Source organism: Dyadobacter sp. CY261, from assembly GCF_021440085.1.
GTDB lineage: Bacteria > Bacteroidota > Bacteroidia > Cytophagales > Spirosomataceae > Dyadobacter.
In genome coordinates this window covers 1,282,362-1,305,382 of sequence record NZ_JAKCPW010000001.1, presented here as the reverse complement: position 1 = coordinate 1,305,382, position 23,021 = coordinate 1,282,362, and the positions used below count along the sequence as shown (strand labels likewise).

The window sequence follows — 23,021 nt, the reverse complement described above, 5'->3', positions numbered from 1 at the left end:
AAACGGTTTAGATAGGATATTATTCAGATCAGACATTTTTCATTCACATTTCAACCGTTTGGGCCGCAAATTTGTCAGGAAATGTAGCTTCCGCCTACGCGGACCTAAAATACCTAACATTCAATTGCATTTAAATCCGTTAGCCATGTTTACTAAACCATCTACTATTGTAACCTCAGCGGTATTATCGCTCCTTCACAGCAATAAGGGAGCCCAACAACGGCAAGGCTTGCTTATTGCGGCGGTCGTCGTGACGTTGGTCCTCTGGAAGCTTTGCACCAGCGCTAAAAACCCGGCCCAATCGCAAATCATTGCAGCGTCTGCTGAACCCGCCATCGCAAAAAAAGCGACCATTGCGAAATGGAGCTACGACGAACTCGCACACAAGCTCATCGTCGAAAATACCGACCTCGCATACAGCGAACTCGGCAAAAGCTTTTCACAAGGACTCGGGAGGTCGCTCAACAAGGTCGCCCGGCATATCGATGGCAAGCCGGTGATTGTCAATTTATAAATACAAAAAAGGGTTGCTAGGATCAAAATCGGCAACCCTTTTTCATTTCTTCACTAACTGCCCTTTTAGTAAGCTGCTTCCAGTTCCGCTTCTGCTATTGTGTTCTGCTGTTCCACTGCCGGTGGCAACAGCTTGTACATGACAGGCGTCACCAGTCGCGAAAGTAATGTGGAACTGATCAAACCACCGATGAGTACCAATGCAAGCGGCGAGTACAATGCACTATACTCGATCACGAGTGGTAACAAACCTCCGATGGCGGTCATGGAAGTAAGCAATATAGGTACGAAACGAATCTCACCCGCTTCAATGATCGCCTCTTCGATACCCTTGCCCTGCGCGCGGAGCTGATTTGTAAAGTCGACCACCAGCAGCGAGTTCTTCACTTCAATACCGACGAGTGCAATGAAGCCGATCGTAGCTGTGAACGAAAGTGTTTCACCTGTCAGGAACAGCATTGCCAGACCGCCCACAATACCCAGCGGGATCACCGAAAGTACGATCAGGATGCTTTTGAATGTTTTGAACTCCAATATGAGCACGCCGAGGAAGCCGAAAACCGTGATCAGAATAATCAGCCCCAATCCTCCGAAGCTTTCCTGCTGGCTTTCCTTTTCACCTGCAACGGTAAAGTGCTGACCTTTCTCAAATTTGAACTGGTTCAGCTTCACCGTGATGTCGTCGTTCATTTTCTGCACATTATAGCCAGGCTTTGCAAATGCGGAAACAGTCACGTAACGGTCTTTGTCATAATGGCGGATCTGGTTGGGCGAACTTTCCATTTCGACGGTCGCAATGCTTTTCAAGGGGATACTTGCGCCGGTAGCCGAGGTCACGTACAATTTGTCGAACACGCTATAATCCTGAATAGCGGCATTGCGGGGCACAGACACATTGATGTTGTAGCTGTCCGCCTTACCCACATCCTCGCGGAAAGTGGCCACATTAAGCCCCGCAGCCCCCAGCCGCACCGTGCGATCGATGTCGGCCGAAGATATGCCGAGGGTTCCTGCTTTTTGCTTGTTGATGTTAATGCGTAAGTCCGTCGGTTGTACGAGCAACGGGTTGTTGACGTAAATGGTCCCTTCTGTCTTGGTAAGCAGGTCGGCAATGCGGAATGCCGTCTTGCGCAGGTCGTCCAGATCCTCGCCATAAATACGGTAAGCCAGTGGCGCCTCGATGAGCGGACCTTGTTCGAAATCTTTCACTTTGATCTCGGCACCCGGATAACGTTCCAGTTTTTTCCTCAGCTTTTCAATCACCGCCACCTTCTCTTCAGTTTCCAGCCCTTCTACCTGCACGAATATCTCGGCGAAATTATCGCTCTCGTTTCTTTGGATCACATTATAATAAACCCGCGGGTTACCCTTACCTACGTTGGTCGCGAAAGAGGTGATAAGGGGCTCCTTTTTCAAGACACTCTCCACATAACGCGCGATTTCGTTGGTCTTCTTCAAATTGGTGCCCTGCGGCGTCTCAATATCGATGAGGAACATCGGTTTCTCTGATTTTGGGAAGAGACTATTGCCGATAAGCGGTACCAATGCCAGCGAACCCGCGAAGATAAGTCCGGCGATGAGTAGCGTGGCTTTCGGCCAATGCAATGCCTTGTCAAGGACGCTGCCGTAGGTTTTGTGAATGCCTCTTTTCATACCTCTCAGCAACCAGTTGCCGTCTTCGGAAGCATGTGGTTTCAGGATCACGCTCGAAAGGAACGGCACGACCGTCAGCGAAACGAGCATAGAGGCAAAAACCGTGGTGATCACAGACATCGGTAAGCTGCGGATAAAGTCACCCGCACCCTCTGGCAGGAAAACCAGCGGCAGGAATGCGAAGATCAGCAGGATCGTACACCCAACCACCGCCAGCCCAATCTGCGACGACGCCTGAATAGCCGCCTCCACCTTGCCATATCCCATCCGCAGATAGCGCTCGATATTTTCGACAACCACAATGCTGTCGTCCACCAGAATACCCAGCGCCACAATCATCCCGACAATACTTAACTGATTGATATTGAACCCAAGCAAATTCATGATCGTGAGCCCGATTGCCAGCGAAAGCGGGATAGAGATCATCACTACAAGCGATGCCCGAGTGCCGAGCGGCAACAATGTGAGCAATACCAAAAGGATAGCGATACCAAAGTCACGGGCAAAATGCGACAGACGCGTGTCGACGCTTTTGGCCTGATCAAACACTTTGACAAGCTCAATATTGGAAGGTAGTGTTTTCTCAAACTCGGCTACAATCGGTTCCACCTGGCCTTGAACGGCAATGATGTTCTCGCCTTCCTTCTGACTGACATTCACAAAACTGCACCGGAAGCCATTCAAACGGGTAACGTGCGTTTCATCCTCATAACCCATTTTCACATCGGCCACATCTTTCAGGTAGACGACCTTGCCATTCGCGCGAGACACCACCGTGTTGGCTACTTCGTCGAGCGTGCGATAGCTTCCACTGGTTTTGATATTCAGCTTTTTGGTGGCCATACTAATGCTTCCGCCAGGGATATTCACGCCTTCGCTTTGCAATGCACCCACGATCTGGTCTTGTGTGAGACGCTGCTGAGCGATCTTTTGTAAATTAAGGTTCACCTTTACCTGCGGCTCCGGAATGCCCGCGTATTCCACTTTTTTCAAAGTCTTGATCTTTTCTAACCGTTCCTTGAAGTCCTTGGAATACTTCTTCAATTGGGTATAAGTAGCATTTTCGCTGATCAATGCATATTGGTAAATGCTAACGTCGGATGGGATCTGCTTGTTGATACGGATATCGGCGACATCGGCGGGAAGTTGTGAGCGCAGCGCACCGATCTCCCTGACGACCTCCTGGTATTTTTCTTCCGGGTCGGAGCTGTATTTATAGATGATCTGCATCACCGCAAGACCATCGCGGATGTCGGTGATGATGTGCTTCATATCGTCGAGCTCGTTGATCTTTTTTTCCATCGGGTCCACTACGAGCTGCTCCATATCCTTGGGATTGGCACCCGGGTATACCACTACCACGGTAAACTGCGGCGGATGAATGTCCGGGTCTTCGCTCCGGGGCATGGTGAAGAGCGAGTACAGTCCCAATGCCAGCACGCCCAGGAAGACAACCAGCGTGAACTGGTAATTTTTCACGGCAAATTCAGGTAATTTCATAGTCTTTGCGGTTGAAAATGGTTACTGAACTACTTTAATCACCGATCCTTCGGCCAGGTAAGCCGACCCTTCGCGGATCACCCGCGCACCGGCGTCGATACCCGCGAGGATAAATGCCTTATCGCCTTCCAGGAATGCGATCTTTACGCGCTTTTTCTGCGCCCGGTTGCCTTCCGCGACAAATACGAATGCACTGTCATTTTCGCCTTCGATCAATGCGTCCACCGGAATGGATACCATGCTGGTTTGTTGCTTAGGATAAATGCTGGCCTTCGCGAACAAGCCGCTTGCCAGCTTCACCACGGGCTTGTCGAGCCGGATTTCCACCTGGTACAAACCGGAAACCGGGTCGCTTACCTGCGCAAGCGTTTTCACGCTGCCGCTGAAAGTCTGCGGGTAAGCATCAAATGTAACCTCTGCCTTTTCTCCGCCTTTCAGTCTTGCCCAGTCCTTATCGGTGAGGCCACATTTCACAACCCAATCGCTGCTGCTGGTGCTGCTAATGTGCAAAACCGGCGTTCCGCCTTGTACCTGCTCACCGGCATTCTGCAGTTTCTGCATTACCACGCCGTCGGCGGTTGAGAATATCTTGCTTTGGGATAAATTAAATTTCACAATATCGAGCTGTTTTTCGGCGAGTACCATTGCACTTTGCGTATTTTCCAGTTGCTCTTTGGTAGCGACACTATCGCGGTAGAGGTTCTGTACACGGCGGGCGTCACGCTGGGTTTTCAGGAAATTTTCCTCCGCCTGGCTCATTTGAGCGGCTATTTCAGTAGTATTGAGTGTTGCCAGCAACTGACCTTTGCGAACGTGATCGCCTTCCTTTACCTGAATATCCCGGATAATGCCGGCGATCTTGAACGACAGCCTCGCTTCGTTTTCCGAACCCAGCAAACCCGATGTTTCCACTGCCTGTGCCTGCGTAAGTGCCGCCGAACTAATGATTTTCACCGGAATAGTTTCGTCGGTCTGCTCTGGTTTCTTTTCCTCTTTGCATGCGGACGTCAGCAGCGCGGCCGCGAGAATGTATGCGTATATGAATGGATGTGTAGTAGCTTTCATTTCATTTTCAGTTTGAGAATAAATAACTGGCCCGTGCCCGTTCCAGCTCTGCGGCGCGGGTTTGGACGTTGAGATAAGAAATACTTTGCTGCAACTGATCGCTGATCAGCCGATTTTGAGCGTCAAGGAGTTCGATATAAAGTGATTGACCTTCACGATATAGCTTCTGCTGATCAGTGTAATATTGATGTGATAACGCCGTCTGGCTTTTCGTCGCCTGGTAAGTTTGAACCGCCGATTGCAAAGTGTTAGCCGCCGTTTTGTTTTGTAATTGAAGCTGCTGCTCTACCTGGCTGATCTGCTCGCCGGTGGCTTTTTGTTCCATTTCGGCCTGTTTCACTTTGTATTGTGTGCGGTTGTTGGCGAACACACGCCAGTCGAGCGTCACCCCAAACAAATAGTAACGCGTATCCTTGTTGAAGTCCACAAAATCACCCTGCGAACCGAGATCGATGAAAGTCGACAGCTTCGGTAATGCACCTGCCCGCGCCAACTGTCCGGATAATGCGTTGATTTTCGACAACGATTCCAGTTTCAAAAGTTCTTCTCTCCTACCCTCGGCCGCACTGTCGATAAAGCTGACGGATTCATTGGCCGGTGCGATTTCGAGAATGGAATCCAGCGGTTTGTTGAGTATAAAATTGAAATAAGCTTTCGCATTCACCGATTCGTTCCGCGCATTCACTAGCCGTGCCTCCAGCCCGATCAGCTCATTCTCCGAGCGGCTGATCACCGTGCGGATAGCCTTGTCGTTTTTCACCAGCGCCTGGTTAAAACGAAGGTTCTCCCGTGCCAGGGAAACAGCACTTTCCAGGATGCGAATGGCCTCGTCGGACTGTTGGCAGGCATAATAGGCTACCTTGATCTCCCGCACTAACTCCCGCCTGTAAACGTCAACCTCCGCCTGCTGCAGATGAATTTGCTCCTTTCGGATGCGGGTGTTGTAGGTGATTTCGGCATTATAAAGCGGCAATGAAGTCCTGAACTTCGCGTCATAATAATTCCGTGGGTTGAATGTCTGGCTCACATTTTCCACTTTCGGGAATGCGGAAGAATTGGTAAGCTCATTCAGTGAGGCGTAAACCGGGTTCAGTAAGTCACCAATGGGAATGCTGATCTTCCGTCCGCCGCGCGAATCGAGGTAGGACGTGCTGAAATTCACTTCGGGATAAAAGAATGTCCGGGCTTCCTTGAGCGCAAAGAGATTCCTCTCCAATATAAACCGCTGTTGTTTAAGCCCCTGGTTGTTCCGAAGACCGTCTTCAATGTAGCCTTGCAGCCGCGCATCCTGACCCATCGCGGGTATGAAGAAGCTCAGCAAAGGCACAAGAAGGTACCGCCAATGCCGAGGCATGGGTTTGAGAAATCGTATCATGATTAGTGATGTTTATTTAGTAAACAGTGTTTAGTAAAAAGGCAAATTTTTTTAGGTTTTCAGGTTACTTATGAAAAGGGCAAACGAGCTGTACAAAACCTCCCGCGTAGCATCGTCGGGCAGCATGAGGATACACATACGTTCCCTTACATAAAGCGAAACAAGTCCATGAACATACGACCAAACCTGGATCGCCGTCACGTGTAAATCCGCCGGCCGGATTTTCTTTTGTTCCAGGCATTCCGACAGCGTCGTCAACAGATAACCAAACGCACATTCGCCCGCTTTCCACTTTTCTTCGTTCTTGATCTGCTCCATCGGAGCCCGCATGATGAACATCAGATCATAGTAATCCGGGTTTTCCAGTCCAAATCTGATATACGTCCTGCCAATGGCATCAAGCCTTTCCACCGGATCAGCAATCCCATCGTGCTGTCTCAGATGCTGGTCCAGGATATCGAACGCATTTTCGTGGATCACATAAAAAATCTCATCCTTGTCCTTGAAATACAGATAGATAGTAGCAGGGCTATATTCGATGTCGTCGGCAATGTTACGGATTGACGTCTTGTCGTAACCTTGCTTTAAAAACATCCTGGTCGCCGATTCAATGATCAGGTTCCTCATTTCCTGCTTCTCCCGCTCTTTTCTTTCCTTTATTGCCATGCTTTTGTAATTACTGTGTAAATATAATAAACACTGTTTAGTAAATGCAAATTGTTTAGTAAAATAAGGGAAGAAAGGTGGTAATCTACCTATGAACGGAAGGCGAATGTTGAAACAGGCCTGTTTTTGCCGACAATGATCGTCCATTTCGGGGATGACGTAGCGGGCAGTTGGAAGGTTCACACCGGCTTTTGCATTGTTTTGGAGAGGTTACTTCCAATGCGAAATGTCATCAAAGTCCTGGCCAAAAGCCGCACCCACACTGCGCAGGAGCAACAGTACTGTTCAATGAATCAAAGTTTAATTTCTTTTGAAATGAAATAACAAACAACTGCAAAGCGTATTCCACCTTGCAGCTGTCTCAAATCACCACGTACCTAGTTTATCGAACCCACGATCTGATTACGCTGCTTACGTCAGTCTAAGCGCAGCCAAATGTCGGTCTGAGCGCAGCCGAAGACAGTCTGAGCGCAGCCGAAGACAGTCTGAGCGCAGCCAAATGTCAGTCTGAGCGCAGCCGAAGACAGTCCAAGCGCAGCCAAATGTCAGTCTGATCGCATCCGAAGACAGTCCAAGCGCAGCCAAATGTCAGTCTGAGCGCAGCCGAAGACAGTCCAAGCACAGCCAAATGTCAGTCTGAGCGCAGCCAAAGACAGTCTGAGCGCAACCAAATGTCAGTCTGAGCGCAGCCGAAGACAGTCCAAGCGCAGCCAAATGTCAGTCTGAGCGCAGCCGAAGACCGTCCCCAACACCAAGCAGGCCCTTTGACCGCCCGGTCGCCCTGTGCGGCAAGGATCAGTGCCAGTTTATGACCGGCCGTTGAATGATGGAACAAATATAAAAAGTGGCTTTTAATTATCTATAATATTTATAGACTAAGTAGAATAAACTCGGTTATCATACCACCTAACTCCTACATGAGTACATTATAATGCATAGTGCCTAAATGAGTGATTAGAAATATCAATCTGATCCGACGGTGCGTGGGATGGTTGCCGACGGAACTGCGGGGCTCTCCACTGTATACATCGGGCCTTTTCGACATTGCCGGACCAGGGTTTCTTCTCTATATGTTTAAGCCCAAATAATACTTATGAAACATATTATACTTTTTATCTTTATAATATTTATCACCCTTTTGATCCGGTAATTAAGGAGGAAGCACCCGCCTGAATCTCTAAGCCAGCAAAATATACACCACTTTCAATAGTGGCTGGTGGCTTGGATCGGGCTTAAACAAATTGGTGATTATTGTATACTACGCCACAGAAAGCAACCGGCGGCTCAATGCGCTTACACGGATGCCTTTGAGATATTTTGTGCGTTCTTCGATTTCGTTTTGATAACGGAATATGTAGCCAGGGCCGGCGAGGCGCTTGAATTCCCGGGTGACTTCTTTGATCTGCTTGCGCGAGATGCCGCTGTATTCGAGTTGCAAAAGCTGCGACTTTTCGGCGGTCGATTTTTTCAGTTTCCAGTATTGCGGATGATTCGGGCCGATGGGCGGACGGAAGTCAGTATCGTGCTTTTCGCGGATTAAAAATTCGTAATCGATAATGATTTCATTGCGGTTGCGGACCACCTGCCCTCCTACCACGATTTTGGCCTCCCGGCCCACACTCAGTGGAAAAATCTTTTCTAATATCATGACGGTTTCCAGTTAACAGGAGTTGATCTCCGCACTTCCAAAAATTTCGTTCCAGCAACAGGTGGTTTATGCTAAAAACATTAGTCTACTTATTTTATAGACAAAGTAAGGTTAAAAATTCCTATCTTCAAACACCTTGGTGACAAATCTTCGGTTTTGACATGAATTACATGGCTTTGAACATCAATTTTGGCGATCTTTCCGCATTTACTACCGTATACCTTACCCTACTACTATGCTTATCCGATTTGCCCGCCAGCTTTCTATCGCGATGATCATCGCACTTCTGTTCACCAGATTCAATGTTTCTTCACAATCCGCTTCACAAAGCAAGCCGAATATCATTGTCTTCCTTGTCGACGACATGGGCTGGCAGGATACTTCGGTACCATTCTGGAACAAACCGACGGATTTCAACCGTCGCTTTCACACACCCAACATGGAACGTCTGGCGCGGGAGGGCGTCAAGTTTACGAATGCGTACGCAATGCCCGTATGCACGCCTACACGTGTGAGCCTGCTCACGGGTGTCAACGCGGCGCACCATCGGGTGACCCACTGGACGTCTCCGGATAAAAACAAGAATACCGATCATGAGGACCCGACTGTAAAGGCTGTCGACTGGAATATCAATGGTTTCAGTCCGGTCCCCCGCGTAGAACATACATTTCATGGAACAGCACTACCCGAGATTTTAAAGCAAAATGGCTATTATACGGTCCACAGTGGCAAAGCGCATTTCGGGTCGACAGGTACCCCTGGCTCCGATCCGCTGAATGTGGGGTTTGATGTGAACATTGCCGGGAGTTCGATTGGCCACCCGGCCAGTTATTCTGGCAAAGCTAATTATGACAGTCCCGTCAATGGGAAGCCTCACCGCAATGCCGTGCCCGGCCTCGAAACCTACCACGGCACCGAAACATTCCTGAGTGACGCAATCACCATAGAGGCGCTTAAAGCCATCGAAAAGCCGGTGAGCGATAAGAAACCTTTCTTTTTGTATCTGGCGCATTACGCCGTACACGTCCCGCTCACAGCCGATCCCCGCTTCCTGAACAGATACCTTCAGGCCGGCCTCGACAGCACGGAGGCAAAATACGCCGCACTGGTGGAAGGCATGGATCAAAGCCTTGGGGATGTACTGAAATACCTCGATGACAAGAAGATAGCCGATAATACCGTGGTCATGTTTATGTCGGACAATGGCGGCCTGAGCCTTTCGCCCGCACGTGGCGGGCAGGCATGGACCCACAATCTCCCACTGAAAGCCGGAAAAGGTTCCGTTTATGAAGGGGGCATCCGTGAGCCAATGCTGGTAAAATGGCCCGGAATAGTAAAAGCAGGCTCTGTGGCTGACCAATATGTGATCATCGAAGATTTCTTTCCGACGATCCTCGACATGGTGGGTGTTAAGAATGCCAAAACGGTTCAGAAAATCGATGGAAAGACCTTCCTGCCGATCCTGAGAAATCCCGCATTCAAAGATGGAACACGTGGACTGGTGTGGCACCATCCCAACCGCTGGATTGCGGCCGAAGGGCCAAACATCCATTACGCCAGCGCTTTCCGGCAGGGCGACTGGAAGCTGATCTACAATTACCGGCAGGCGAAACTCGAACTGTATAACCTCCGCGACGATATTGGCGAAGCACACGATCTCGCGACGTCCAATCCTGCCAAAGTAAAGGAACTTGCTGCGCTGCTAACAAAGCAACTCAAAGCCTGGAATGCCCAATGGCCGGTATTCAAAGCAACTGGCAAACCGGTACCATTTCCGGATGAAGTGGCTATTAAGTGACAGTTAGGACGCTCCAAAATGACCAAGTTGTCACGCTAAGCGAACCCGGCGGCCGGTTCGCTTGGCGTGATAACGAGCTAATATTTTCATCACACTACCCTTCCTTCTCCGCGTTCTTCATCTTCATCAAAAGCGCATAAGCATTGCGGATCACAAGCTTCGACTCCGTGCCTATACCCGCCCCGCTGATTTGCTGAAAACCGTCGCGGACGCTCCCAGGCTCGATTTCGACCATCTCAAAGTTGCCGGAATTACGTTCTATAAAAACGAATGACTTGTTTTCCCAACGCACTACAGCATTCTCCGGCACGGTAAGGGCCCGGTTGTTTGCCACGGACACCTCGCCGTTCATGAACATCCCCGGTACCAGCGACGGGCTATATTGATGGAAATGACAATGCACCTCTGCCATCCGATCGTCGCTGAGGCTTTTTCCGATTAAAATGATTTCGGCCGTAAATTTCTTCGACGGGTCCGCATTGGTATAGGCCGTTACCCGTTGCCCTACCGACAGCGCATTCAAATCCTTTTCAAATACATTCAAAGCCAGATGAATATCGTGCGGATCGACGAGCTCGAAAAGCATATCGGTCGGCGCTGTGTATTTACCTACATTCACATTCACCTTTGAAACAAACCCGTCAATCGGCGAAAGGATGGGCACCGTTTTGGAAATGTGATCGGCACTCAGCTTTTTCGGGGCAATGCCGATCACTTCCAGCTTTTGTGCCAGCGCATTCATCAAAATCCGTTGCGTTTCCATTTCGGCCTTGGCCTGCTGAAAAACCTTATCGCTACTTGCTTTGCTCTGGTTAAGGTCTTTTTGCCGCGCATATTCGCTTTCGGCCAGCTCAAACTTCTCGCGGGCGGTGAGGTAATCCTGTTGCAGCTGAATAAACTGCATATCTTCCAGTTCGGCCAGCACCTGTCCTTTTCTAACGCGCATGCCCGGCAACATTTTGGTCGATTTCAGATAACCACCCAACGGAAAACTCAGGCTGATCGTGCTTTGCGGTGGAACGTCGATTTTCCCTTGCAGCATAAGCACGCCGGAAACGTCTTTCAATGCGGGATTCCCCACCTCAATGCCCACATTACGGATCTGTTGCGGGTCAAATGATACCGATCGTGTGGCTATCGCAGTGTCTGCATGCGCTTCGGCTGGCTGTTCCTTGGTCGGTGTACCGCACGACAGGCATGCCCAAAGCGCGGCGGAGATTAAAATGTATGTTCTCATGATGTTGTCCTTACTGGTTGTTCAATTGGAGTAACTCGATGACGGCCTCGTTGTAGCTGCCTAATGCATTCACGTATTCGCTTTGAATGGCGATAGCCTGTCCGGCCAGAATTACCCATTGCAGATAATCGATTTCGCCGCTTACAAACTGGCGGTCGGCTACGGTGATGATCGTTTGTGCATTGGGAAGACCCTGCTGCTCATAATAGCGCAGGTTTTGGGCAAACTTCCGGACTTGCTCCCGGGCATTCCGCAACTCGGACCGTAAACGCTGCCCGGTAAGCGCTGCGTCGTTGCGGGCACGGAGCCAGTCAATGCGGGCGGCCGAAATCCGGGCAGTATGGGCTTTAAAAAACAGCGGGATGTTGATTCCGATACCGTAGTAGCCGAACCGGTCTTTGCCCGTCAGGCTCACTTCCTGGCCATTGAGTAGCTGCGTACCGCGAAGGCTCTGGTTGTTGTAAGAAGCTGACAATTCGGGCAGCATTTTCGCTTTTTCAGTTCGATATCTAAAAAAGGCCGATTGCGTCAACTGTTGGCTGATTTCGAGTTGTGGCAGGTCGGCTGGCATTCCCGTTGTGGTATCGGGTGAGGCAGTAATGCGCGGCGTATCCGGTTTCGGGGTGTATGCCAATGAATCCTGCACCCAGAAATTGAACCGTTCCAGCACAATGCTCAGATCGTGCCGGACCAGATCGAGCTGATTGGCGATCTGTTGCTTTTGCGCACTGGCGGCCGTTTTTTCAAGGACATTAGAAGCACCGCGTTCAAAACGGAGCGTCGATTTCTTCTCAAAACCAGTAAAAATACTGTCGGCATACACGAGCAGCTTTTCCCGCTCCTTTAATACCGCATATTCATAAAAAAGCTGCCTTACACCCGTACGCACTTCCTGCTCGGTAAGCTGCGTTTGTGCCCGCGCGGCTAAATAATCGGCTTCGCGTGCCTTGCGTTGATTGGTGTAAACGGTAGGAAAGGCAACGGTTTGTGTAATCCCGATCCGGGTATCGTTGTTCGGACTATTGAACTTGCCATAATCCGTGCTAACGCTTGTCTTGGTCATATCAAATGCACTGCGCCTCATTTTCTCGGCGGCTTGCTCGTCCAACCGGCTGCTTTTTACACTGCTATTATAGGTCAATGCCTTTTGAACTGCTTCTTCCAGGTTAACCGGTGTTTGCGCTTTTGCAGGTAGTGTAAAAACCACCAATCCGATCACGACTGCAGCCACCATTCCCGGTTTACCATCAGGGCCTTTTTTAGTATTAAACAATAAATACAATGCTGGCAATACAAACAATGTGAGCAAGGTGGCCGTGATCAACCCTCCGATCACGACGGTGGCCAATGGGCGCTGTACTTCCGCACCTGCGCCGTTGCTGATCGCCATCGGAAGAAACCCGAGCGACGCCACGGCGGCCGTCATCAATACCGGCCGGAGCCTGTTGCGGGTACCAGTCATCACGAGTTGCAGCGCGTCGGTAATCATTCCTTCTTTTTTGATCCGGTTAAATTCCGAGATCAACACGATCCCGTTTAACACCGCCACGCCAAACAATGCAATGAAACCCACGCCCGCCGAAATGCTGAACGGCATTCCGCGCATAGCCAATGCGAAAACCCCGCCGATAGCCGACAATGGTATGGCCGTGTAAATCAATGCGCCGTCTTTAACCGATGAGAATGTAAAATACAGCATCATAAAAATCAGCAGCAGCGCCACGGGCACGGCGATTCCCAGTCGCGCTTTTGCCTGTTGCAAATTTTCGAACGCGCCTCCGTAAGTAATGGAGTAGCCGCTCTCAAACCGGATCTTCGCCTCCACTTTTTGCTGCAACTCCTCCACAATCGACTCCACGTCCCTGCCGCGCACATTGAAACCGACTATAATGCGCCGCCGTGTATCCTCGCGCTGGATCTGGTTGGGCCCTTCGATTTCCCGCACGGTAGCGACCTGGCTCAGCGGGATCTGCAAACCGTTTGGGGTGGATACCAGCAGATTCTGCACGTCCGAAATGCTTTTGCGCCCCTCGGCACCCACACGCACGACCAGGTCGAAACGCTTTTCGCCTTCATAGATCTGCCCGGCGGCAGCGCCTGCGAACGCAGCATTAATGGTTTTGTTCAGATCGTCGATATTCAAACCGTACTTCGCAATCTCGGCGCGGTTGAAATCGATCACAATTTGCGGCATTCCCGTTACTTCTTCCACATACAAGTCGGCGGTGCCTTCCACGCGCCGGGCGATCTGGCCGAGTTGATCGGCGTAGGCAGCGAGTTTGTTCAGGTCTTCGCCAAAAATCTTGCAAACCACATCCTGTTTGGCACCGGTCATGAGCTCATTGAAACGCATTTGCACAGGATATTGAAAGCCTGTGGTAACACCGGGAACCACTTCCTGCGCGGTAGCGGCCATTTTGGTAGCCAGCTCGGGGAAGCTTTTTGCATTGATCCATTCCGATTTGTCTTTCAAAACAATGATCATATCACCGCCTTCGATCGGCATGGGGTCCGTTGGGATTTCTGCACTGCCAATCCGCGATACTACTTTTATGACCTCGGGATAATCCTTTCTCAACCGTTCGGAGATGCGGTTGATGGCGTCGATGGTCGTGCTGAGGTTGGTGCCGACGAGCAGGCGCGTTTCCGTCGCGAAATCCCCTTCTTCCAGTTGTGGGATAAACTCTCCACCCATCCGGCTGAACAGCAGCACGGCAACGCCGAACAGCACAAAGGCGCCTGCCACCAGCAGCCCCTTCATGCGTAATGCCCGCGCAAGCACCCGTTCGTACGCGCGCTCGGTCCTTTCCATGACCCTGTCCGACCAGTTGCCTTTATGGTTGATTTTTTTGCTGATCAGCAGCGAACTGACCATCGGAACATAAGTAAGTGACAAAATGAATGCGCCCAGGATTGCAAACGCCACCGTCTGCGCCATGGGCTTGAACATCTTGCCTTCAATCCCGGAAAGCGAAAGGATCGGCAGGTATACAATTAAAATGATAATCTGCCCGAAAACCGCCGCATTCATCATCCGACTGGCTGAGCCGAACACTTCATTATCCATTTGACGTTGCGTAAGGCTTCCGATGCCTCTGTATTGGGTAGAAGTATGTAAATGATGAAGAATGGCCTCGACGATAATCACGGCACCGTCGACGATCAGCCCGAAATCGAGTGCACCCAGGCTCATCAGGTTTCCGCTCACACCGAACAAATTCATCATTGCAACGGCGAACAGCATCGAAAGCGGTATCACCGATGCCACGATAAACCCGGCCCGCAAATTCCCCAGAAACAGCACGAGCACGATCACCACAATCACCGCGCCTTCCAGCAGGTTATGCTCCACAGTACCAATGGCATTATTGACCATCTTGGTACGATCCAGAAATGGCTCAATTTCCAGCCCTTCGGGTAATGTTTTAGAAATTTCAGCAATGCGCGTCTTCACGTTACCGATCACTTCCGACGAATTTCCGCCTTTAAGCATCATTACAATGCCTCCCGCCACCTCGCCGTAGCCTGCCATGGTCAGCGCCCCATAGCGGATCGCAGGTGCAAGACGCACCTGTGCAACATGATTTACGAGCACAGGCACACCTCCGCGATTCGTGACAACAATATGATTGATATCGTCTATGGATCCGGCCAGGCCCAGGCTACGGATATAAAGTACGGTCGGCCCTTTTTCGATGTAAGCCCCACCGGTGTTCTGGTTATTCCGGCTCAATGCCGTGAGGACGTCGGTAATGGTTAGTCCCATCGCTTTCAGGCCAGCGGGGTCCACGGCAACTTCATATTGCTTCAGTTCCCCGCCAAATGTGGAGACATCCGCAACGCCGGGTGTGCCCAGCAGCTGCCTGCGGATAACCCAGTCCTGTGTAGTGCGCAGATCGGTGAGGGAATATTGTTTCTCAAAACCCTTTTTGGGTTTTACTACATATTGATAAATCTCCCCCAAGCCCGTCGTAACCGGGGCTAGCGCGGGTTTGCCTGCATTGTCGGGCATGTCCACCTGCGAGAGGCGCTCTGTTACCTGCTGGCGGGCCCAGTAAATATCGGAATCGTCGTCGAAAACGATCGAAACCAGCGAAAGTCCGAAGCGCGACATACTCCGGCTTTCTTTCAGGCCGGGGATATTGGCCGTAGCCTGTTCGATCGGGAACGTGATAAGCCGTTCTACGTCTTCGGTACCCAGCGACGGCGCCGTAGTGATGATCTGTACCTGGTTATTGGTGATGTCGGGAACGGCATCAATGGGCAATCGGGTGAGTTCATAGATGCCGTAGGCCACCCACAGCAACATGAATATCCCGATCACCAGCTTGTTCTCCACAGAGAACCTGATGATTCTGTTCAGCATATTGGTCAAGAAATAAATACACAGATGTGTGCAGGGCCACGGAAATGGCACGCACGGAATTTCAGGCATAGCTAGCCCGCGTTTCTGATGTATTTATGCCCGCGGCGGACGGAAAAGAGCGCCCAGCACAGTACTGTAATCGACCTGCGGCACGGCTGGGCCATATTCGGCCTTGATGGGGAGGTAAGCTCTCTTAAATGTAAAGACAGGGGTATTTGGGACAAAGATAAAGCTGGATGTGTGCGCTTCCACTTTTTTGAAAGGCAACTGCATGTCCTTATCATCGTCGTCGTCATTCAAATCCTTTCCGAGGTAATGCATGGAAAGGAAGTCGGTAAAGGTGATTTCGTGGTTGAGGGATTGATGTTCCGCGAAATGTTTGAGAAGCAAAGGTGCCTTGTACACCTGGCACAACGAGGTCGTGTCCAGGATCACTATAAATAAAATGATATTTCGCAGCAGCTTTCTCACCTCGGTAAAAGTAACTCACGGGATCATTAAAATCAACCCATTCGATCCTGAATGCGATCTTAAAATTTGTCAATAGCCTGAAAAACAGAATGCCGGATATTAACCGGCATCCCTCACTTTCAAAAAGTACAATTTTTTTTTCTAATATTCTTATTACATCAAAACGTCACCGGCCGCCTCCCGATCCCTGCAACGAAGACAGCTTCGATTCGTCGTCGGCAATTTTCTTTTTCAGTGATTCGATATTTCTGTTCAACTTATCCAGGTTATCGGAAGCGCGGCGGGCCCTTTTGGCATCACGATGCGCAGATCCAGCGCTTTTACTGGCGCGGCGGGCCGCCTTTCTGTCTTGTGCATCACTACCCAGTTTTTCGGCTGCCTCTTTGTTCGCATCCGCTGACTTTTGCGCATTTTCTGCCGTTTTGGCCGCCTCGTCGGTTTTTTCCTGTACCTGATTTTCCAGTTTCGCTAATTCCAGTTTCCGCTCGTTTAGCCGTTTGCTGACCTCGATCACTTCTTTCTGGTCTTTCAGCATGTTGATAGAGTCTTTGGACACCACCTGTGCTGACACTGACAGTGAAATCAGCAGAAGTACCACTGCTCCTGCTATGTCCTTGATTTTCATAATGGTATTGTATTTAAATGAGAATGTAAATCTGTACAGGCGCAAAAACCGTGCCGGGTACAATTTAAATATAGGTACTGCATCGGAATCAAACAACCTCTTTTTAAGTTATTACCACACTCCTAAACGGAGGTTATCACTCTTATTCACTAAATCATCAACAAAATTGAAAAATCTTCTACACTGGGTCATACCCGGCCTGGCCTTGTTACTCTCCTCCTGTGACAGTTTGTTCCAATTCAACCCCAATGAAGAAACACTTCTCGACAGAGAGAAAGACCTTACAGCCAAGAACATAGCCCGCATCAGTGCACTGCCGGTCTCCGACACGACCCGTTTCATCCTCATGGGCGACTCGCAGCGGTGGTACGACGAATGCGAGGATTTCGTGGAAAGTGCTAATCGCCAGAAGGACATCTCCTTTGTGCTCCATGCCGGCGACATCTCCGATTTCGGCCTGACGCAGGAATTCAAATGGGTCAATGAAATCATGACCCGTTTAAACTATCCTTATGTGACGGTCATCGGTAACCACGACATTGTGGCTAACGGATCCTCCACCTACCGGAAAATGTTTGGCCCGCTCAATTATTCATTCGGCTTCGGGCATGATCGGTTCATTTTCATCAACACCAATTCCCGGGAATATGCTTTCGACGGCTCTGTGCCCGACGTGCCATGGTTGAAGGCACAGCTTGCCGATAATCCCGAGAAAAAAAATACGATTGTGGTAGCGCATGTCCCGCCATTCGATGCGGATTTTGACAAGAATCTGGAAAAATCGTATTCGGAAGCACTTGGCAGCGACCCCACCGTGCAGTTCTCACTCTACGGGCACCAGCATCGCTTTCACGACGGCGAGTTCTACGACGACGGCGTGCATTACTATCTCACCACCTCCATGGGTGCCCGGGGATATATGGTTATTTCGACCTGGAAGGGCGGTTATAAAGTTGAAAAGGTTGAATTCTGAAAGCCATGAAAAAGTATTTGCTCCCATTCCTTTTAATGATCGGACTGCCAGTGTCCGCACAAGAAGTTGGCCTTACACATCACCGCAAATGGTTTGTGCCCGATCATATCAAGTTGCAATTTGCCGGTAACATCGGATTTCTTTCGGGCGGGCCGGGTTATATGTCGCGCAACCAGACCCTTGAAACAGATTTGCTTTTCGGTTTTTTACCACAGAAATTCGGAGGTGACGCACTGGTGACGACTACGCTCAAAACTACCTATTCGCCCTGGCGGATCAATCTGAAAAACAGCTATTATATCAGGCCGTTTTCGATAGGCGCGTATCTCGGTTACACATTCGGGCCGCAGTTCGATACCAAATGGCCCTCTTACTATCCCACAGGCTATTACTGGTGGGCAACATCGTTCCGTCCGGGTGCCTACATCGGCGGTAAGGCAGGACGTAACGTGGTGCTGAACAACCATAGGAGATCTTTGGAATTTTACTACGAGCTGGGAACCTACGATCTCTTACTGATAAGCTACGTGCAAAATAAGGGTTTTCTCAAAATCAACGATATTGTGAGCCTTTCGCTGGGTTTAAAATTGGGTTTTAATTAAATCCGCTCGGTTTTGGAGGATATATCGCGGATGATTTCATCCAGCGCATAGGCCGACGTGAGCACATGATCCAGCAACTCGGTCTGCTCTGTTTCGGAGTGCGGGTAATTGCGGATGAGATCAATGAGCCCCATGAGCCTCGCAAGCGGTGCGCGTATCACATGTGATTGCATCCAGGCGATCTCTTGCAACTTATGGTTCCGTTCCTCGATTTCGCTGATGTAACGCAGCCGGTCGGTCACATCGTGGCCGATCGCGATCCAATGCGTGTGAACGCCAAGCGCGTCCGTGACGGGCAGCAATGCGAGGTTTATAAAACACTCGTTATCCTCCCCCGTGTATCGCATCGTGGTTCCTTTGAGCGGTTCCAAATGATAGATGGCGTCCTTGAGCTTGTCAAAATCATTTCTTGCCGGACTAAAACCTTTCAGTAAAGCAGGGCTTTTTCCGACAACATCGATTGGCGCATAGCCGGTAATGCGGGTGAACGCCGCATTGACATACAATATTCTCAATCCCGTAACATCACGCGGGTCGGACTCGGCAATGAGCACCGCGTCGTTGGTATTTGTGATGACAGAAACAAGCAATTTTAATTCCTGCTCTTCCTGTCTTATCTTCGTCATATCCCTCAAAACACCGATCATCCTGACCGCCTTTCCCCGCTCGTCGCGCCGGATATAGCCAATTTCCTCCACATACGCATAGATGCCGTCGACTTTCTTAAACCGGTAATCGGCACTCCATTTTTGCTGCTGCGGGTCGGCGAGCTGGGTTTCAAGACTTTCAGCCACGGACTCCCAATCGGCGGGGTGCACACGCCGGGCCCAGCGTGAAAGTGGATAAAGGCTTTTGTCGGACTCATCCCCGAAGACCCGGAAAAAGCCGTCGCCCCACTCGATATGGTCGAGCAAGAGGTCCCAGTCGTAAATGGCGTCGTTTGTTGCCATATTTACATACTCATAACGCTCATGGCTGCGGCGGAGCGCGGCGGCGGCCTCATGGATTACCTCCAGGCTCTGCCGGTTTTCAAGGATCACTTTCAAAATCGACGCTACGCGCTCTATTACTTTGAGCTCCTCTTCTGCGGGCTCGCTGATGCGGTCGTAATATATGGCGAAAGTCGCTATCGCATTGTCGTCGACGATCACCGGATGTGACCAGCATGCCAGTAACTTGTGTGGCAAAGCCAGGTGCTTGTACTTGGCCCAGCGCGGATCCGTGGCAATATCCGCGACGATCACCTGCTGTCGCAGAAAAGCCGCCGTTCCGCACGAGCCCGCATTTTCTCCGATTTCAAGATTATGGATCGATTCCACATATTCCGGTGGTAGCGAGGGCGATGCCAGGCTGTACAGTTTTTTATTTTTCACACCCACCAAAGAGCACTTCGAATGCGGAAACAATGCCTCGATTCCTTCTAAATAAGTATCGAGTACACTTTTGAGCGGGCTGTCCTTCACCGAATTCATTTCAAGGACGATCTTCTCGAGGTGTTCGAGGCTTTCCAGCCTCCCTGATCACCGATACCACATCCTTGATCCACACCAGCCCTCCGTCCGCACGTATCATCCTGTAATCAAACGTGTGATTGCGCATTTCCTGCGTTTCGCGATGGCAGTACCGAACGGCCTGCTCGCGGTCGCCGGGATAAATATGATTTTGCCAGAAAGCCGGATCACTCAGCCATTCCTCTGGCGTGTAGCCCAAAATATTCCTGACCTGCTCGCTGATAAACCTGAACTCGAAAGTGGCAGCATCTGCCTCCCATACAATTCCGTCGACAGTCTGGATAAGCGATTCAAACTGCCGGTGCGACTGCAACGCTTCCTGCTCGGCCATTTTCCGCTCATGAATGTCGTGAATAACGCCGTAAAGTCGTGTACAAACGCCTTCTACGATTTCCGATTTTCCGGTTATCCGGATCCATTTCTCCCGGCCCTTTTGCGTTATAATGATCAGTTCAAGATCAAAAAGTTTTCCCGTCACGATCGCTTCCTGCACGGCCCGCATAAAAGCATCGCGGTGCTCGCCCGGTTGGTAAAAATCCAACGTTTTGAAAAAGTCGGGCTGGAAGTCTGCCGGCACTTCATGGATTTCCCGTACAATGTCCGACCAGTTGATGACTTCATTGATCAGATCGGCCTCCCAACTGCCCACGCGGGCGATACGGAGGGTTTCGGACAAAAATTTTTCGGATGTGAAAGGGACATGCGTTTGCCGCGCGAGCGTTACCTCTGTGACGTCTGTAACCGTGCGGAGAATGTGTTCGATTTGGCCAACCTCATTCCGGACCGGTGTGTTGGTGGCGAGAAGATATTTGACATTACGCTCAGATTCGCCATTCAATGGCAAAAGGTATTTCGAAACAGGCGACTGATTGGGCAGACCATCGGAAACCAGTTTTTCCAGCAAATTATTCCAGGGCGCTACGCGGTTGTAGGGATTGTTCGGAAATGCTTCATAAAAGCCATTGCCTATCAATTCGTTACGGTTCATATGCACCAATTCCAGGTAGGCGTCATTCACATCAGCGATGGTAAATTTCGGGGCATCCGCCAAGAGCACCAGGCTTGGCGCAGGCAAGGATTTAAATACCTGACTCAGATAGTTGTCGATCATATCGTTTGTCGGCCAAGTCGACCGGATGCACAGTTTTTACTAACGATATAAGATAAACGTCGATGTAAATTCCCCGGTCCGCAACCCATATCAGCTCGTACAATTTAAAGATATTTTCCACGAAACGGCGTAATTTAATCACTATATTGGGATTCCACCTAAAAAAGAGCATGAAGACCATTATACCAATCGCCGCCCTGTCGATGCTGGCAGGCATTGTCGTAGTTGACCGTGAAGTATCCCAACGTGAACCGTTGGCAAGCACGTCTGCGGAAATTGCTGTCTGCGGCCCCGCTTACCAAAAACTACAGACACCGCTTTTGAACGGCAAGTACGTTGTTGCGCTTCCCGGGTGGGGAAACTTCTCCTACAAGGTTTCGACGAGTTCCGACAGCTCGCAATTCTATTTTGATCAGGGCCTTAACCTGTATTATGGCTATCACTTCAGGGAAGCCGTTGCCTCGTTCCGGGAATCCGGACGGCTCGACTCCACCAATGCCATGGCATTCTGGGGACAGGCACTGGCCATGGGCCCCTACTATAATGCTGCCCATACCTATTCCAAACCCGCGGAAGTGGCCCAGGCGCTCAACCGGATGAACAGCCTCACTGCCCATACCACCGAAAAAGAAAAGCTGCTGATCGACGTCATGAACAGCCGCTATTCCGACGACCCCACCGACGTGAAACGCGCCGAACTGAATCAGGCTTACTCCGACAAACTGAAAAAACTCGTCGCCGATTATCCCGACGAGACCGAATTCAAAATCCTTTATATCGATTCTCAAATGCTGATGCATGCCTGGGATTTCTGGAGAAAAGACGGTACTGCAAAACCCTGGACACCAGAGCTAGTCACCTTATGTGAAAAGGCATTGAAAGCCAACCCGAAACACCCGGCCGGACTGCATTACTATATACATCTGACCGAAGCCTCCCGTCACCCCGAGGTTGCACTTGGGAGCGCAGAAGCGCTGCGCGACCTGCTCCCGGGGGTCGCACATATGGTGCACATGGCAAGCCACGAGTATGAGCGCAACGGCTTGTACGAGCAAGGTGTGGAAGTAAACAACCTGGCCGACAATGCATTGCTGAATTACAATATGCTGGCCAAAAACCTCTCGCTGAACAAACATTCCCCGCATTACTACGCGGTACAAACCTACTGCGCCCTTACTGCGGGCATGTATAAAGACGCCATGCGTTATGCGCACCGCTGCCGCCAAAGTGTAGCTCCAAAGCTCGAAACCACTTACGACCAGTATCTGTATATGCTACCGGTGATGACGCAGGTAAGAATGGGAAAATGGCAAGAAATCCTCGCCGATTCGGTCACCTCCGATCCGAAGTGGACCTATGCGAGCCTGTTGTCTGATTTCGCAAAAGGTATTGCGTATGCGAACACTGGCCGTCCCGATTCGGCTGTCACAAGGCTTGAATTGCTCAAAGCAAAGGCAAAAGATCCCATCCTGACCAAACGCAGAATTCCCTTCAACTCGCCGGTTGAGATAGCAGCCATTGCAGAAAAAGTACTGGAAGGCGTGGTAGCCATTTCGCAAAACAAACGGGCAAATGGCATTGCGGCATTGGAAGAAGCCATCAAACTGGAAGACAAGCTCATTTACACCGAACCCAAAGACTGGCCGCTGCCATCACGCCAGTTCCTGGGCGCTTATTTATTAAAAGCGGGTAAACCGGCACTTGCCGAGCAAGTCTACCGCGAAGACCTGATCATTAACCCATCCAATGGCTGGTCGCTGGTAGGTCTTTCACAAAGCCTGAAAGCGCAACGGAAGACGAAAGAAATAGCCAGTATCAAGACAAAATATGAACGGGCATTCGGAAAAGCTGAGCAGATTCCGGCGGCTTCGGTCTTTATGAAGTAATGCAGGGAAATCATCGTATAC

General features: G+C 50.3%; 16 protein-coding genes. 5 read left to right on the top strand and 11 right to left on the bottom strand.

Annotated elements, in window-relative coordinates:
• The first annotated feature begins 145 nt into the window (after nucleotides 1–145).
• The gene (locus LZD49_RS05180) at nucleotides 146–514 is read left to right on the top strand and encodes a hypothetical protein (protein WP_234666258.1); all 369 of its coding nucleotides are present in this window, start codon (nucleotides 146–148) and stop codon (nucleotides 512–514) included.
• A gap of 65 nt (nucleotides 515–579) precedes the next feature.
• On the opposite strand, the gene LZD49_RS05175 is transcribed toward LZD49_RS05180, so the two are convergent.
• The 5 genes from LZD49_RS05175 to LZD49_RS05155 all read right to left on the bottom strand — a co-directional run bounded on the left by LZD49_RS05175 (nucleotide 580) and on the right by LZD49_RS05155 (nucleotide 8,420).
• Nucleotides 580–3,666 (bottom strand): efflux RND transporter permease subunit, encoded by a 3,087-nt coding sequence (locus tag LZD49_RS05175; protein ID WP_234666257.1) that lies wholly within the window; start codon nucleotides 3,664–3,666, stop codon nucleotides 580–582.
• A gap of 21 nt (nucleotides 3,667–3,687) precedes the next feature.
• Nucleotides 3,688–4,731: an efflux RND transporter periplasmic adaptor subunit gene (locus tag LZD49_RS05170; protein ID WP_234666256.1), complete on the bottom strand. Its 1,044-nt coding sequence runs from the start codon at nucleotides 4,729–4,731 to the stop codon at nucleotides 3,688–3,690.
• Between the two features lie 7 nt (nucleotides 4,732–4,738).
• Nucleotides 4,739–6,106 (bottom strand): TolC family protein, encoded by a 1,368-nt coding sequence (locus LZD49_RS05165; RefSeq protein WP_234666255.1) that lies wholly within the window; start codon nucleotides 6,104–6,106, stop codon nucleotides 4,739–4,741.
• A gap of 51 nt (nucleotides 6,107–6,157) precedes the next feature.
• The gene (locus tag LZD49_RS05160) at nucleotides 6,158–6,772 is read right to left on the bottom strand and encodes a TetR/AcrR family transcriptional regulator (RefSeq protein WP_234666254.1); all 615 of its coding nucleotides are present in this window, start codon (nucleotides 6,770–6,772) and stop codon (nucleotides 6,158–6,160) included.
• A 1,258-nt stretch (nucleotides 6,773–8,030) separates the two neighbouring features.
• Nucleotides 8,031–8,420, bottom strand: coding sequence for a hypothetical protein (locus LZD49_RS05155; RefSeq protein ID WP_234666253.1), 390 nt, complete (start codon nucleotides 8,418–8,420; stop codon nucleotides 8,031–8,033).
• 235 nt (nucleotides 8,421–8,655) lie between these two features.
• On the opposite strand from LZD49_RS05155, the gene LZD49_RS05150 reads away from it, so the two are divergent.
• The gene (locus LZD49_RS05150) at nucleotides 8,656–10,218 is read left to right on the top strand and encodes a sulfatase (RefSeq protein ID WP_234666252.1); all 1,563 of its coding nucleotides are present in this window, start codon (nucleotides 8,656–8,658) and stop codon (nucleotides 10,216–10,218) included.
• Nucleotides 10,219–10,312: 94 nt separating this feature from the next.
• Here the strand turns inward: LZD49_RS05150 and LZD49_RS05145 are convergent, their stop codons facing one another.
• The 4 genes from LZD49_RS05145 to LZD49_RS05130 form a co-directional block, all read right to left on the bottom strand.
• Nucleotides 10,313–11,455: an efflux RND transporter periplasmic adaptor subunit gene (locus LZD49_RS05145; RefSeq protein WP_234666251.1), complete on the bottom strand. Its 1,143-nt coding sequence runs from the start codon at nucleotides 11,453–11,455 to the stop codon at nucleotides 10,313–10,315.
• A gap of 10 nt (nucleotides 11,456–11,465) precedes the next feature.
• Nucleotides 11,466–15,821 (bottom strand): CusA/CzcA family heavy metal efflux RND transporter, encoded by a 4,356-nt coding sequence (locus LZD49_RS05140; RefSeq protein WP_234666250.1) that lies wholly within the window; start codon nucleotides 15,819–15,821, stop codon nucleotides 11,466–11,468.
• Nucleotides 15,822–15,914: 93 nt separating this feature from the next.
• On the bottom strand, nucleotides 15,915–16,292 hold the full coding sequence (locus tag LZD49_RS05135; RefSeq protein WP_234666249.1) for a hypothetical protein: 378 nt from the start codon (nucleotides 16,290–16,292) through the stop codon (nucleotides 15,915–15,917).
• Nucleotides 16,293–16,458: 166 nt separating this feature from the next.
• Nucleotides 16,459–16,917, bottom strand: coding sequence for a hypothetical protein (locus tag LZD49_RS05130; RefSeq protein WP_234666248.1), 459 nt, complete (start codon nucleotides 16,915–16,917; stop codon nucleotides 16,459–16,461).
• A gap of 166 nt (nucleotides 16,918–17,083) precedes the next feature.
• Between LZD49_RS05130 and LZD49_RS05125 the strand changes: the two genes are divergently transcribed.
• The gene (locus LZD49_RS05125; protein ID WP_234666247.1) at nucleotides 17,084–17,890 is read left to right on the top strand and encodes a metallophosphoesterase; all 807 of its coding nucleotides are present in this window, start codon (nucleotides 17,084–17,086) and stop codon (nucleotides 17,888–17,890) included.
• Nucleotides 17,891–17,895: 5 nt separating this feature from the next.
• A complete protein-coding gene (locus LZD49_RS05120; protein WP_234666246.1) occupies nucleotides 17,896–18,492 on the top strand; it encodes a hypothetical protein in 597 nt (198 codons plus the stop codon).
• Here LZD49_RS05120 and LZD49_RS05115 read toward each other — a convergent pair.
• Together LZD49_RS05115 and LZD49_RS05110 are read right to left on the bottom strand one after the other, a co-directional pair.
• Nucleotides 18,489–19,964 carry a PAS domain-containing protein gene (locus LZD49_RS05115; protein WP_234666245.1) on the bottom strand — a complete coding sequence of 492 codons (1,476 nt, stop codon included), beginning with the start codon at nucleotides 19,962–19,964 and terminating at the stop codon, nucleotides 18,489–18,491. The genes LZD49_RS05120 and LZD49_RS05115 overlap by 4 nt on opposite strands.
• Nucleotide 19,965: 1 nt before the next feature.
• Entirely contained in the window at nucleotides 19,966–21,114 is a 1,149-nt protein-coding gene (locus LZD49_RS05110; protein ID WP_234666244.1) for a PAS domain-containing protein, read from the bottom strand.
• A 170-nt stretch (nucleotides 21,115–21,284) separates the two neighbouring features.
• Between LZD49_RS05110 and LZD49_RS05105 the strand changes: the two genes are divergently transcribed.
• On the top strand, nucleotides 21,285–23,000 hold the full coding sequence (locus tag LZD49_RS05105; RefSeq protein ID WP_234666243.1) for a hypothetical protein: 1,716 nt from the start codon (nucleotides 21,285–21,287) through the stop codon (nucleotides 22,998–23,000).
• Nucleotides 23,001–23,021: the final 21 nt, after the last annotated feature.